The organism is Winkia neuii subsp. neuii DSM 8576 (assembly GCF_000420405.1).
In the GTDB taxonomy this organism is placed as follows: domain Bacteria; phylum Actinomycetota; class Actinomycetes; order Actinomycetales; family Actinomycetaceae; genus Winkia; species Winkia neuii.
The window spans coordinates 34962-49294 of record NZ_ATUW01000011.1 but is presented as its reverse complement, the minus strand read 5'-3'; the positions used below and the strand labels follow the sequence as shown (position 1 = coordinate 49294).

Genomic DNA, 14333 nt, shown 5'->3' with positions numbered 1-14333 from the left:
GTCGTAGTGAGTAAGACGAGCGAATACCCCGACGAGTGAGGTCAAAAAGGCGGGAGCGGAAGCTTCCGTCTTTTTTGCGCCGAGGGAGGATGGGGGGCACCCTATGGCTATTGGAGTTGTTTTTCGGCACTAACTTGCGGGGCTGTGGCCAAGTTGGAGGCTTTCCCCATTTGCACGCCTTCCGTTGCAGCTCCCCAGGTCGGGGGCCTGCCCGATTCCCAACTGGGCTGGTTTTAAAGCAAGAAATCCCCGCACCGTAGTGCGGGGACCTGCAGATAAGAAATCGACTAGCCGTCGATTTCGTTAGCCGGCTCAAAAAGGCCGAGCTTTGCTGCTTTGGCTAGACGACGAGGCATTACAACGTCGCGGCCACCTGCACGAACAGACTGCAGGTCAGTCAGCTTAGCCTTCCAAGTCGACCGGCGCGTACGAGTATTTGCGCGGGACATCTTCCGCTTTGGTACTGCCATTTGGCCGCTCCTTCCAGGGCTCGTGCAGCAACTGCACGATTGAACTTTTCGAGGGGTAGCCTGCGGCCACCACTTAGACAACTCATATAGACTAACATCGATGCCGGTCAAACCAGAACAGAGGGCCTTTTGCAATAGCTCACACTTGCCCAGCTTCAGAACGGTATTTCTACAACCTGCCTGCGTTCGTAACTAATTTTGCCTGCACCCCGAGTTAGTTCTTCGACCTCGTTTTTGAGCTGGCGGACCTGGTCGTCTTTGAGCTGCAAATGCAAGTTGGCTAGACGAGGCCCGTAGGTAACTTCAGAGATTTTCCAGTTAGCTCCCCGCAGGGCTGCCTCCACTTTGCCAGCAAAGGCATGTTCTACCCCAACTTGCCACAGCTGGCGTTCCTCTAGACGCACTAACGTGGCAGCTTCCACAGCCCCTACTACCGAATCCGTATACGCCCGCACCAGGCCACCGGTCCCCAGTTTTATCCCCCCGAAATACCTGGTTACGATGGCAACAATGTCGGTTAGCTCGCGCCCTTTTAGTGCCTCGAGCATTGGAATACCAGCGGTGCCGGAAGGTTCGCCGTCGTCACTGGAGCGCTCTATCGGCTGGGCTCCCCGGGCCCGCACGATGAAGGCCGTGCAGTGGTGCCGCGCGTCGGGGAATTGCTTACGCACTTGCTCAATTTGAGCACGCGCTTCATTTTCGCTTCCCACTCGCGTCAAGGTAGTCAAAAAACGTGAACGCTTGATTTCAATCTCGGTACGTACAGGGAAATGCTGCAAAGTCTTCACTGGCCCATCTTCGCAAGAGGACGGAAATATTTCCATAAGCTGAAACGGTTTGCCTACGGGCGGTAAAAACGTTAGCTTTTATTTTGAACCTTGTAACTTCAATCAGCAGGAGGGGCCGTGCACATCCGCGTTGCTGTCGCCGTTGCCATCTGCTGCTGCCAGTGTATTTAGGGTGCCCGAATAAGGCTTACCTATTTCGGTCCACCCATATTTTTACCCAAATTACATCTGACTTCATTATTTACAAGGATTTTTCATGACTATTGCAGCAAATGTTACTGAACTCGTAGGTAAGACTCCCCTAGTACGTCTGAATAAGATTGGCGCTGACGCGGGTGCCGAAATTGTCGCCAAGGTCGAATCGTTCAACCCGGCCTCGTCCGTAAAGGACCGCATTGCGGTAGCGATCGTGGATGCGGCCGAGGCCTCTGGGCAGCTACCTGCAGGGGGCACAATTGTGGAATCGACCTCGGGTAACACGGGCGTCGCTCTAGCAATGGTTGGTGCCGCACGCGGCTACAACGTGGTTGTCACCATGCCGGAGTCTATGTCTAAGGAACGACGCATCCTGATGCGGGCTTTCGGAGCTGAGCTTGTCCTTACTCCCGCTAGCGAGGGGATGCAGGGCACCGTAGATGCGGCCAACAAGATTGTTTCTGAACGCCGCGGCGCCGTACTCGCCTCCCAGTTCACAAACGAGGCCAACCCGGCCATTCACCGCAAGACTACTGGCGAGGAGATTTGGGCCGATACAGACGGCAAGGTCGACGCATTCGTAGCTGGCGTGGGTACTGGGGGCACTGTTTCCGGCGTTGCCGAAACTCTGAAGAAGCATAATCCTGAAATTAAGGTATTCGCTGTGGAGCCGAAAGAATCCCCTCTGCTAAGCGAAGGGAAGGCCGGCCCGCACAAGATCCAGGGTATCGGCGCCAATTTTGTCCCCAAGAACTACAATGCTGACGTGGTAGACGAGATCATAACTGTCAGCGGAGACGACGCTATAGCCACATCGCAGAAGCTGGCCCGCGACGAGGGCCTGCTAGTGGGTATTTCTTCCGGAGCAGCTGCTTGGGCTGCGGCGCAAGTGGCCAAGCGACCTGAATTTGCTGGCAAACGTGTAGTTGCGCTACTACCGGATACCGGGGAAAGGTATCTGTCTACTCCACTTTTTGCCCAGTTTGCTGAATAAATACGAAGAGGCTGCTAGCAACGCCAGGAAGGGATCACCGCAATGAAAAGAAAGTTTGGGGGTTCCCTCCTGGCGCTGTTGCGCGAGGACGTAGCTACTGCCCAAAGGCGTGACCCGGCGGCCCGCTCGAAGGTGGAGGTCGCCCTCACCTACCCTGGAGTACATGCCCTTTGGGGATACCGCACCGCACACGCCCTCTGGAATAGGAATCATCCGCTCTCGGCGCGAATCATATCGGCCGCGGCACGCGTGTTTACCGGGGTAGACATACATCCTGGCGCCCAGATCGGCCGCCGCCTTTTCATAGACCACGCCGTGGGAACTGTGATTGGCGAAACTGCCAAAATAGGTGAAGATTGCGTGCTGTTCCACCAGGTGACCCTGGGTGGGGTGTCGATGACCCCCGGCAAGCGCCACCCTACCCTCGGTGATCGAGTAATGGTCGGATCCGGGGTCAAAATATTAGGGCCCATCGAGATCGGCTCCGATTCGAAGATTGGGGCCAATGCAGTAGTGACAAAACCAGTCCCGGCAGCGAGCGTCGCGATCGGCATACCCGCGAAAAATACGCCAATGACAAGACAAGAAGAGGACGAGGACCTGATAATAGACCCAACGCTATATATTTAGGACGGCTATGGGCGATTTCAACGAATTCTTGACCTTCATCGTAGATGGGCAGCCGCGGGCTTGGGACAGGGCCACTGATATGCTCACCCGCCGCGTTGGGCCGACTTCTCTTTCCGGGGCTTTCTTCCTGCTACGCCAAGTGGGCCAGCCAAGCGGGGTGGGGGTGGCAGACATTTGTGCGCTAGATTGTGCGGGCATTCCACTTAGCAGCAAGCAGGTGGAGGCGCTAACTGCAGACTCGAGCGGGCACATTGCAGACGCATTGTCAGCCCTAGATCCTGCGGCACAGTTAGCTAATCTTTCCCCGGAAGCACTGGCTTCTGGCGGAGCAATCTTGAATCTTATAGACGCACTCGCTAGCACCGGCGATTTACATTCCAGGCAAGCTCGCGCACTGGCAGCGCGGCTGCGCCCGGAAGCAATCCCTGCCATCCCCAAACAGATGCGTAAAGTTATGGGACTCGAGGGCGACTATAAGAACCAGTTGCAACAGGTACGCGAGCTAGTAACTGATGCCACGTTGCGCCACCAGTTCCACTATCTGCGCCTAGCAGCGGGAGTACCCACCGAATTGGGGGATCTATTCACCCTGCAGATTTTGGCCGAGGAAACTTGGAAGGACGAGAAGATAGCTAGGGCCGCCCAAAAAGCTGCTAGAAAAGCCGAGAAAGCAGCCCAGCAAGCTTTAGCTAGGGGCGAAGAGCGGGCCCGAATGCTGCTTAGCGACCAGGAAAAGCAGCGCCAAAAAGCCGAGCAGAAGGCCGACAAGGAGAAGAAGAAACGCGCGAAAGCGGCCCAGCGCAAGGAATTGAAGGCCAAAGAGGAAGCTGCTTTCCGGGCGGAACGCGACCGCCTTAAGAAAGAGCTGGCCGCCTCCCCTTTTTCTAATATTTCTAAGCTGTAGCGCAAGGTCGGTTCCCTTTTCGATACCCTGAACCTATGAGTTCAAAGTTGATTGCCGGAGTAATAGATCCAGCAGGCGAGGACAAATCGGTTCGTCCGCAAGACGATTTTTACAGGCACGCTAACGGCGCCTGGATCGATAACCACGTTATTCCTGCTGATCAAGCCGCAGATGGCGAGTTTCACCAGTTGCGCCAGAATGCCCTGAAACAGTGCAGAGAGATAATTGAGGCTTGTAGCGAAGGCGAAGAAGAACGCAAAATAGCTATCCTCTACAAGGCCTACACTGATTTGGAGGCTCTCGAGCGGGCGGGGTTATCCCCGCTTCAAGACCATTTCACCCGTATCGAGGAGGCAGATTCACAGCAGCTAGAGGCACTTCTGGGCCAATTCGGGCGCGAGGGTATAGGCGGCTGGTTAGATCTGTTTGTCGATGCCAGCCCCGACGATCCCGAACTAAATATTCTAAAAGCCTACCAGGGCGGGCTAGGTCTTCCAGACAAGGCCTACTACGAAGAGGATTCCTACCGGGAAATTCGGTCCCAATACCGCGACTATATTGCCAAACTTTTCGAGCTGACCGGTTTTTCCAATCCCACTGAGCGGGCCCAATCAGTTTTCGATTTTGAATTGGCCCTAGCCCACTGCCACTGGCCCATTGCGCAGTGTCGGCAGGTCGACAAGACTCACAATCTGCTTTCCGCCAACGAGATAGAGCAATTGGCGCCTACCTTCAATTGGGCTGAGTTTTGGCGGGCGAGCGGCATTGCCCCGACTACAGTCCACGTCTACCAGCCCTCTTTCATCGAGGGCGCCGGGAAGGTGTGGCACGATGCCTCCGCCGAAACAATTAAGAACTGGTTGCGCTTTCACCTGGTCTCCGGCGAGGCCCCGCGTCTGCCCAAGTCCCTGCGCGAAGCTAGATTCGATTTTTACGGTCGCAAGCTCGCCGGCCAGGAAGAGATGCCTCCGCGTTGGAAAGGGGGCGTTAGCTTTGTCGATTCGGCGCTGGGGTTCGCCCTCGGCAAACTATATGTAAAAAAGCATTTCCCCCCGCAGGCAAAAAAGCTAATCGACGATCTGGTGGCAGATCTTCTAGCCGCATACAAAGACGCAATTTCAACACTAGATTGGATGAGCCCGCAAACCCGCGAACGCGCGTTAGAGAAGCTGTCGCTGTTTACCCCAAAGATTGCTTACCCTGAAAAATGGCGCGATTATTCGAAGCTAGACCTAAGTGAGGACGACTCCCTGCCGCTACTAGCGCAAAAGGTTGCAGAATTTTATTTCAACCGTGAACTAGCGAAGATCGATAAGCCAGTAGATCATTCCGAATGGTATATGACTCCGCAAACGGTCAATGCTTACTACAGCCCTTCCTCTAATGAAATTGCTTTTCCCGCTGCAATTTTACAAGCCCCATTTTTTGATCCCGAGGTCGACGCGGCAGTAAATTATGGCGCTATTGGCGCAGTTATTGGGCACGAAATAGGCCATGGGTTTGATGACCAGGGAGCCAAGTACGATGGTCACGGGGCATTGCATAATTGGTGGAATCCCGAAGACGAGGCGGCTTTTAGCGAGCGCACAGCCTCCCTGATCGACCAATATTCTGCCTATTCTCCTGCCGCTCTAGAAGATACTTACAAGGTAGATGGCGAACTCACCATTGGGGAAAATATTGGTGATTTGGGAGGACTAGGCATTGCCCTGCGCGCCTACAAACATCACCTGCAAAAGCAGGGACTAACTCTGAAAGAGGCTCCCGAAATCGATGGTCTCACTGCCCTAGAACGCTTTTTCTATTCGTGGGCACGGATTTGGCGTTCTAAAAAACACAAGGAACTCGCGATCCAATTATTGGCAACTGACCCGCACGCCCCAGATGAATTTAGGTGCAACGGAGTCCTTTCCAATCTTGACGCCTTCGCCGAGTGTTTTAACGTCCAACCAGGAGATGGAATGTGGATAGCTCCGCAAGAACGCATCAAGATCTGGTCTTAACACCCTGTGCGAAAAAAGTGCAACAATATAACTAACCCATTTCTATTAAAACCTAGAGGGAGGCTCAATGCCCGGGCAAAATCTAACCCGCGCTGAGGCAATATCACGGAAGAACGTTGTCGACGTCCACTCTTACGATGTTGCCCTTGATCTTACGCAAGGGGATGAAATCTTCAGGTCCCACACGGTAGTAAAATTCTCTGCTACCGAAGGTGAAAGCACTTTCATCGACCTGATTTCCCCCTTCGTTCACCGCATCGTATTGAATGGCACCGAACTCGACACGGGATTGCACCAGGATTCGCGTATCGCGCTTGAAAACCTGGCCGCTTCCAACACTCTCGAGGTCGAGGCCGATTGTGCTTACATGCACACTGGTGAGGGCATGCACCGTTTCGTTGATCCTGCAGACGGGCAAGCCTACGTCTACACCCAGTTTGAGGTGCCAGACTCCAGGCGAGTATTCACTGTGTTTGAACAGCCCGATTTGAAGGCCACTTTTAAGTTCAAGGTTACTGTGCCACCGAAATGGGTAGTTTTCTCCAACTCGCCAACACCTGAACCAGAAAAGGCCGAGGGCGCTTGGACATACGACTTCGCCCCTTCCGAGAAGATCTCTTCGTACATCACCGCAATTATTGCGGGGCCTTACCAGGGTGTAAAGGACCAGTTGACCTCGGCAGATGGCCGTACTATCCCACTTGGGGTTTATTGCCGGTCCTCTTTGCTAGAGCATTTGGACGCTGACCGTATTATCGAAATAACCAAGCAGGGCTTCGGTTTCTACGAAAAGATGTACGATCGCCCCTACCCGTTTAGTAAGTACGATCAGATTTTCGTTCCCGAATACAACGCAGGGGCAATGGAGAACGCCGGTTGCATTACTTTCCGCGATCAGTACTTGTTCCGCACTCCCCCTACCCGCGCTCAGCTGGGCACCCGCGCAAACACCATTTTGCACGAACTCGCCCACATGTGGTTCGGCGATCTAGTGACCATGAAGTGGTGGAATGATCTGTGGCTGAACGAGTCCTTTGCAGAGTTCATGTCCCACCAGTGTTCTGCCGAGGCTACTGAATATTCAGATGCCTGGACTGCGTTCGGTTCCCGGAAGGCTTGGGGCACTACCCAAGACCAGCTTCCGTCTACGCATCCGATTGCTGCTCAGATCAACGACCTCAACGATATTGAAGTCAACTTCGACGGGATCACCTACGCAAAGGGCGCAGCTGTGCTCCGCCAGCTAGTTGCCTACGTTGGGCGCGAGAACTTCGAGAAGGGCCTGCACGCTTACTTCGATGAGCACGCTTGGGGCAACACAGAACTTTCCGATCTGCTCTCTAAACTTGAAGAGGCTTCCGGCCGCGACTTGCACCAGTGGGCCAAGGTGTGGCTACAGGAAGCAGGCATTACGCTCCTGCGTTCTAGCGTTAGCGTAGATGAAAACGGAAAGATTTCTGACCTGTCAATTCTGCAGGAATTGCCCATGGAGGGCACTTCGCTGCGTCCTCACCGCTTGAGCGTTGGCGCCTACAACCTGAAAGATGGCAAGTTGGTGCGCACTGCTCGATGGGAACTCGATGTAGACGGCGAACGTACTCCCGTAGCCGAGGCAGTAGGCGTCGAACGTCCCGACGTCATTGTTCTCAACGACGAGGATCTGGCTTACGCCAAGATTCGTCTCGATCCTGAATCCTTCAAATTTGCGCTTGCGCACATTGGCGAATTCGAAGAACCGCTGCCCCGTTCCGTAATCATGCAGTCGCTTTGGGATCAGTGCCGCGACGGGCAAATTAGCGCCCGCGCCTACATAGATGCGGCGTTGCCTTCCATTGCTGGAGAGACCGATTCGGCGCAGCGCTCGCTGGTTGCTTCTCACGTAATTGCTGCAGGCACAGTCTATTCAAACCCGGCTACGCGCGAGCAGACTATTGCCGATCTTTCGCGCAGATTACACCTCATGGCTGTCGCACAGCCGGCAGGATCTGACGCGCAGAAGCAGCTGTTGCTGGCAGCGGCCCACGTTGCTGTCGGCGAGGAATTGGATTGGCTAAAGGCGCTGCTCGATGGCTCTCAGACTATGACCGGCATCGAGATTAAATCCGAAGTTCGCTGGGCTCTGGTAAAGGAACTAGCTGCTGCGGGTGCTATCGATGAGGCCTTCATCGACAACGAACTTTCTGAGGACGATACGCTTTCGGGGCGCGAGGAGGCTGCGGCCGCAAAGGCTTCGTTGCCCACCCACCGCCAGAGTGCGCACGAGCGCATGCTATCTGACACTTCCATTCCGAATGGAACGCTTTCAGCAATGCTATCGGCCTACTCCTCTACCGGTTGGCGTAATCCTGCTGACACAGCTCATATCGATCACTTCTTCGAGCAGATTAACTCGGTTTGGGAGGCCTTCACCTTCCACATGGCCGAGGACATAGTGACCGTGTTGTTCCCAGATCAGCTGGTTGGTCTTCCGGGCGAAGATGTGGAGTCTAAGGCCACCGAATGGTTGCAGCAGAACGGACAGGCCACTCCCGCGCTGCGCAGGTGCATTATTGAATCGCTTGACTTCGCCAGGCGTGCCGCTAAAGCACAGGCTGCAGACAAGTAATTAGTAGCCAATATTAAGGGGGGACGCTCATGAGCGTCCCCCCTTAATATTGGCTTGGGTTTTACATGTAGGCCTGGGCTCCAGCCCTTTCGGAGCGTTTCGTAGGCCTACCGGGCGTAGCGATGTTGAAGTACTTTATTGCCCCGGTAAAGAGCAGATAGTAAATGACGAAGTAGATCGCTGCTAGTACCAGCATGAGTAGTGTTCCGGTAGCTCCGGAGGTAGATAGTTGTGCCGACCTCGTAAAATTGAGCAGGTAGTCGACCCCTCCTGCGCTGAAGCTGTAGCCACCACGTATTCCTAACCCAGCACAGATCATCATGGAGGAAGAAACCAGTAGAGCGTGGATGAAGTACAGCGGTACTGCAGCATATGCGAAAGCGAATTCTATCGGTTCGGTAATTCCCGTCAGAAACGAGGCGATAGCACCAGACGCCATGAGCGCACCGACGCGTTTGCGCTGGCCAGAGCGAGCACAGCGGTACATGGCAAGTGCCGCCCCCGGCAGGCCTCCCATCATTATGGGGAACTGGCCTGCCATGTATGTACCTGGCACGTACCCTTCTGGTCTGAAACTACCTGCCTGCCCAGCGAAGAAACACGAGAAGTCTCCGTGCAGGATCTCGCCTGTTGGAGAAGTGCAGGTACCTAAAGTGAAGTAGGGGACGGTGTTGGCTATGTGGTGCAGCCCAAAAGGTAGGAGCAAACGCTGCACCAATCCGAATATTCCGGCAGCCAGCACTGAATTATTCGATTCGGTCATCAGCGCCCCTAACCCATCGGTGAATATCGCCTTGAACAGGGGGTAAATCACCGCCATAGCTACCCCTAACAACAGGCAGGCGGTTGTGGCCAAAATGGGTACGAAACGACGCCCGGAAAAGAAGGCGAGGGCGGCGGGTAGTTTCGTCTTGTAAAAACGGGCCCACAGGTACGCCGTTAGGAGGCCTACCACGATCCCCCCAAATACCCCGTAGGTAATAAGTTCCTGCCCATGGATGCCGCAGAGGCCTAGCGAGTCTTTTGCCTCGTAATCTATAGAGATATATTTGGAAGCATTTCGCAAGCAAGTGACTTGTTCGTTAGTGAGCGGACCCGGTTTCCCCAATATTAATGGTGATAGGGAACGTTCCACGCCAGCAAAGGTAAAGTAGCCAATGATCGCCGCGAGCGCGGTGGTTCCGTCTGCCTTCCGAGCAAAACCAATTGCCACCCCGACCGCAAATAGCAGGGGGATATTTTCCATTACCGCGTTTCCGGCCGCTGCCAACACTCTAGCTACCGGGACGAGGGCGGTTACTGAGGCACCTAGGCCGTTTTGCCCTAACATGTCTGACTGTCCGAAGCGGACAAAGATTGCCGCAATTGGCAACACCGCTATAGGCAGCATTAATGAACGCCCCAATCGTTGGGCTAAGGAAAAGGCTCGTCCGCGAAGGCGGTGCGGCCTCTGGTTTCTTCGCATTCATGCTCCTAGCGGCGTGGGGATGCCGGCTTGGACAAGTATATCTTGTTGTTTTTCGGTTACTGCGCTGGCAGTTTGCATCTATTCAGGTAGAGAGCAATTTTGGAGCTCGGATCCCAGTTCACTTCACTGCTCTAATGGTAGTCTTTTTAACAGTTGGATTTGCGTAGTGACGCTGATCGTCATGGAGGGACTGAAAATGCAGCAGGCGAAGAAGATTCTTGAAGCTCTTGGTGGGGATTCCAACATTGTAGATATGGAATCTTGCATTACCCGCCTTCGCGTCGAGGTCGCTGACCCTACCAAGGTTGACCAGGATGCGCTAACCGAATCCGGCGCTTTTGGGGTTGTTGCCGTAGGCAGCGCAATTCAGGTAGTGGTAGGCCCAACCGCTGATCAGGTGGCTGACCAGATCGACGAGCTGCGCAACCACTAGTGCGCCAACTATTGTGCGCGCCCTTTGAGGGGCGCGTGGTGGCACAGCCCGACATCCCAGATCCGGTTTTTTCACGGGGTTTAGTGGGTCCCGCTCTTGCGATACTTCCCCGCTCCCAATCGAGGCCCATCGACGTGGTTAGCCCTGTTTCGGGCACTTTGGCGCGGGTTATGCCGCATGCTTTCGTCGTACAAGTTACTTCCAAGGTAGGGCTCTTAGTTCACCTAGGAATTGACACGGTCGGTGCCCCGCCTGGTACGTTTTCTGCTATCTTGTCCCAGGGTGAACAAGTGGAATCGGGCCAGCCGGTATGTACCATGATTCCCGCACAGCTGGACAAGGTGGGCAGCTCTGCGGTGTGCCCCGTGGTAGCTTTGGAAGCTGAATTCGAAGATTTAGCAACCGGCAATGTCTGCTCAGGCCAACGACTCGCTATCTTGAGCTACTGATTTTTCCACGATCTTTGTCAGCGACAGGAAGCGTTTATTGTTTGCTAATTCCTCGACCCGCACCGGGGCACCTGTCCCATCGGCAAGTGGCACTCTCCAGTTTGGGTATTCTTGGTCGGTACCCGGCTGATTTTGTAGGCGCCGCTCACCTACCGCATCGGCAATCGAAACGCACACAAGTTGGGCAGGGCCCGAACAGGCGTAACGGTTCAGCGCCTCGACTACCTCTTGTTCGTCCTCGCGCCCGCTGGCAGAAAGGAAACCCTCTTGTTCAAGGGCAGCAAGCATCGCCTCACGTTTTTTCCTCGCGTCGCACCGGGCCTGCTCCGGGCTTATCTCGAGTAGATGCAACGCCTCCGCAAGATCGAGGTGGACCTCGTTTAGATACCCGGCAGTAGGGGCCATATCGTGTGTGTGAACAGAGGCCAGCTGATTCGCCTTCCTTTGGGCGGCTGGTATCGGCTTTCCCTCAGCGTCTACGTCGAACCAAAGCACCGAGGTACCCAAAATCCCGCATTCCGACAGATACTCCCGTACCCACGGTTCGACCGTACCCAGATCTTCGCCCACAATAACCGCGCCTGCCCGATAAGCCTCGAGCAATACCACCCCCACCATTGCTTCGTGGTTATAGCGCACGTACGTACCCTGGGCGGGCGAAGCGGCCGTATCGGGAATCCACCACAGGCGGAACAACCCCATAATATGGTCTATGCGAACAGCTCCCCCCAACGAGCAAACGTTGGAGATCATCTCGCGCAGCGGCTCGTAAGCCCGTTCTTCAAGTTTGTCGGGACGCCACGGGGGCTGCGACCAGTTCTGCCCCAGCTGGTTGTACATGTCCGCTGGGGCTCCCACATACATGTGCTCGGCAAAAACTTCCGGATCGAACCAGCGATCGGCAGCACAGGGGTGTACCCCCACTGCCAGATCGTGCATGATTCCAATTTCCATGCCTGCTTCCTTAGCGCGGCGCTGAGCAGCATTTAGCTGATCGAAGACAATCCACTGCGCCCACATGTGGAAGTCAACCCTTTCGCCCAAGCGTTCCAGAGCCCGGCTCATGCGGGAACTTCCTTTTGGATCTATTCCTTCGATACCAAATTCTTCAACCAGCGCACTCCATTCGGCAAATGCCCTCAAGGCCTTTCCATTTACCCGACAAAAACGCTCAAAAGCGGCCTGCCTATAAGGCTCGCGGGGGGCTCTGTAGACAACCTGCAAAGCTTTAGACTTCGCACCCCAGCTACTGTCGCGATCGATCAGCCCCTGTGCATCAAACGTAGCCTGCCGTTTGAGTTTGGTGATTTGCTCGCGGTCTTGCTCGCCCAGCCAGGCATATTCGGGGATAGTCTCGACATTTATGTAAAGAGGCGAAACAAACCGACGAGAAACAGGCAGATACGGGCTGGGGGCTATAGGAGAGGCCGGAGAGGCAGCGTGGACGGGATTGATCAGTAAGAAATCTGCTCCCCGCTCCGCCCCAATTGCTCCCAGATTAGACAGGTCGTTCGAATCGCCGAAAGCCCACGAGCGCTTCCCGACAATGGAGTAGAGCTGCCCCGTCAACCCCCATGCCTTAGCTTTCGCAAACCTAGGTAGAGACCTGGGCGTAATAGCCAAGGGAGCCTCGTGGTCGCCGTCCTCGAGATGAGCTACCAGTGTGTGCCACCCCAGCGGCAGATCCTCTGGCACTAGAAAGGATGCCTCGCCTATGAGGTTCCCCTCCACTTCACGAGGAGGAACGTAGCGGTCGAGCTGGGCCAACTGACGTGTGCCCCCGCCCTCAAGATAGACCTCCACCCACACCTTAGAACCGTGCGGAACATGGACTGGGAGAAAGCCACCGACTCCGGCCTTCTGCACTCTGCACTTGGGCAAGACATCTTTCCACGGTGCCTCGTCTACACACAAATGTTCCCTGTAAAGATCTTCGTCACTTTCAACTCGGTGGCCTAAACTCGCCAACACCGCGGTCAAAGTATCTACCGAAACCTGAACGTGAGAACCAGAATAGTCCCAGTACTCGGTAGCAATGCCACATTTTTGCGCAAGCGAGCAGAGCGAGTCTATGTCCGTAATGCTCATTGTGCCCCCTACAAAAGCTTCTGAAGAATGCGCGCAAGCTCGTCGGCATTGGGGCCAACCACAACTTGGACTACCTTGCCGGAACGGACCACTCCTACCACGCCGTCACAGCGCAAGCCAGAATCTGAGACGCGGGCGGGATCGACCACCTCGATGCGAACTCGCGTAATACATCCGACTATGCTGACAATGTTACTTTTGCCCCCAACAGCCTGCACAATTGCGCGCGAATCCGGCATTTGCATATATCCCCCTTGGTCCAACCTAACTAATCATAGCCGAAGTGACGCATATTACTAATTCACTCTGTTGCGCTCATTTTTCGCATCTTCTGGCGCATGCTGGTTTGATAGAGGCATGACTGACCCAATCCAAATTCCGGCCGTACACGAAGAACCAGTCTCGTCGGTGCTGCGGGCACTCCAGCTACGCCCCCTTGGTATAGACAGTTTCGAAGCCGACTCGCTACCACAGATGGCAAACCGCATCTACGGCGGACAAGTCTTAGCACAAGCATTACTTGCGGCGTGCGCCACTATTGAAGATAGTCAAGACTCCCCGCGCCTGCCAAACTCATTTCATGCCTACTTCATGCGCGTCGGAGACAACACAATACCCGTTTCACTGAGCGTTGACCGCCTGCGCGATGGCCGTTCCTTCTCAACCCGCCGCGTAGACGTAGTTCAACGCGACAAAGTCATTTTGACTATGAATTCTTCCTTCCAGAAGGTGCAACCCGATCTTTCCACTCAAATCCAGATGCCCGAGGTCCCAGAGCCGGAAGACGTACCTAACTCTTTAGAGTTGTTCCGCGACCAGGGAAACCCCGTTTCAAAATACCTGGGTAAAACAGCGGCCTTCGAGATGCGCCACGTCAGCGGAAGTCTCTACTTCACGGAACGCACTGAGCCCAAGGCCAGCGGTGCCACTTGGATACGCCCGCGCGGAGCCGTACTGCCTGAGTGGACGCCCCAAAGTGTGCACCGCGCCCTACTGGCCTACGTATCCGACCAATTCATGCTGGAGCCTGTTATCCGTTCCAATGGCCTCACCTGGCGCACCCCGGGAATGGCGGTCGCCTCCCTGGACCATTCGATGTGGTTCTATCGGCATGTCGACGTCAACGACTGGCATCTCTTCGTTCAAGAATCTCCCACAACCTGGGGCTCACGTGGGCTAGGCATTACAAAGGTGTTTAACTCGACGGGCAGGCTTGTCGCGGTCGCCACCCAAGAAGGCATGATCCGTTCTAATGTGCCTTCCGGCGATTGGGTGCTTCCCGAGCCCCCGGTTCACTAAACAGTAC

13 protein-coding genes are annotated in these 14333 nt (G+C 55.0%); 8 read left to right on the top strand and 5 right to left on the bottom strand.

What is annotated here, in order from left to right:
• Positions 1-287: 287 nt before the first annotated feature.
• Together rpmF and G437_RS0109255 are read right to left on the bottom strand one after the other, a co-directional pair.
• Complete coding sequence (gene rpmF, locus G437_RS0109260; protein ID WP_024332279.1) at positions 288-470, bottom strand: 50S ribosomal protein L32; 183 nt, start codon at positions 468-470, stop codon at positions 288-290.
• A gap of 155 nt (positions 471-625) precedes the next feature.
• On the bottom strand, positions 626-1258 hold the full coding sequence (locus G437_RS0109255) for a YigZ family protein (protein ID WP_024332278.1): 633 nt from the start codon (positions 1256-1258) through the stop codon (positions 626-628).
• Between the two features lie 256 nt (positions 1259-1514).
• Between G437_RS0109255 and cysK the strand changes: the two genes are divergently transcribed.
• The 5 genes from cysK (at position 1515) to pepN (ending at position 8589) form a co-directional block, all read left to right on the top strand.
• Complete coding sequence (gene cysK / locus G437_RS0109250) at positions 1515-2447, top strand: cysteine synthase A (RefSeq protein ID WP_024332277.1); 933 nt, start codon at positions 1515-1517, stop codon at positions 2445-2447.
• 42 nt (positions 2448-2489) lie between these two features.
• On the top strand, positions 2490-3077 hold the full coding sequence (gene epsC / locus G437_RS0109245; RefSeq protein WP_024332276.1) for a serine O-acetyltransferase EpsC: 588 nt from the start codon (positions 2490-2492) through the stop codon (positions 3075-3077).
• Positions 3078-3084: 7 nt separating this feature from the next.
• The gene (locus G437_RS0109240) at positions 3085-3981 is read left to right on the top strand and encodes a DUF6308 family protein (protein ID WP_024332275.1); all 897 of its coding nucleotides are present in this window, start codon (positions 3085-3087) and stop codon (positions 3979-3981) included.
• A gap of 35 nt (positions 3982-4016) precedes the next feature.
• Entirely contained in the window at positions 4017-5984 is a 1968-nt protein-coding gene (locus G437_RS0109235; RefSeq protein WP_024332274.1) for a M13 family metallopeptidase, read from the top strand.
• A 67-nt stretch (positions 5985-6051) separates the two neighbouring features.
• Positions 6052-8589, top strand: a complete 2538-nt coding sequence (pepN, locus tag G437_RS0109230) for an aminopeptidase N (RefSeq protein WP_024332273.1) — start codon at positions 6052-6054, stop codon at positions 8587-8589.
• 61 nt (positions 8590-8650) lie between these two features.
• Here the strand turns inward: pepN and G437_RS0109225 are convergent, their stop codons facing one another.
• Positions 8651-9979, bottom strand: coding sequence for a PTS transporter subunit EIIC (locus tag G437_RS0109225; protein ID WP_231782353.1), 1329 nt, complete (start codon positions 9977-9979; stop codon positions 8651-8653).
• A 274-nt stretch (positions 9980-10253) separates the two neighbouring features.
• Between G437_RS0109225 and G437_RS0109220 the strand changes: the two genes are divergently transcribed.
• Both G437_RS0109220 and G437_RS0109215 read left to right on the top strand, forming a co-directional pair.
• Positions 10254-10490, top strand: a complete 237-nt coding sequence (locus G437_RS0109220) for a PTS sugar transporter subunit IIB (protein ID WP_024332271.1) — start codon at positions 10254-10256, stop codon at positions 10488-10490.
• A complete protein-coding gene (locus G437_RS0109215; RefSeq protein ID WP_024332270.1) occupies positions 10490-10939 on the top strand; it encodes a PTS sugar transporter subunit IIA in 450 nt (149 codons plus the stop codon). Before G437_RS0109220 ends, G437_RS0109215 begins: the two co-directional genes overlap by 1 nt.
• Here G437_RS0109215 and malQ read toward each other — a convergent pair.
• Both malQ and G437_RS0109205 read right to left on the bottom strand, forming a co-directional pair.
• Positions 10907-13027: a 4-alpha-glucanotransferase gene (gene malQ / locus G437_RS0109210; protein WP_024332269.1), complete on the bottom strand. Its 2121-nt coding sequence runs from the start codon at positions 13025-13027 to the stop codon at positions 10907-10909. The genes G437_RS0109215 and malQ overlap by 33 nt on opposite strands.
• An 8-nt stretch (positions 13028-13035) precedes the next feature.
• Entirely contained in the window at positions 13036-13266 is a 231-nt protein-coding gene (locus G437_RS0109205) for a PTS sugar transporter subunit IIB (protein WP_024332268.1), read from the bottom strand.
• Positions 13267-13384: 118 nt separating this feature from the next.
• Here G437_RS0109205 and G437_RS0109200 point away from each other — a divergent pair, with 118 nt between their 5' ends.
• Entirely contained in the window at positions 13385-14326 is a 942-nt protein-coding gene (locus tag G437_RS0109200) for an acyl-CoA thioesterase (protein ID WP_024332267.1), read from the top strand.
• Positions 14327-14333: the final 7 nt, after the last annotated feature.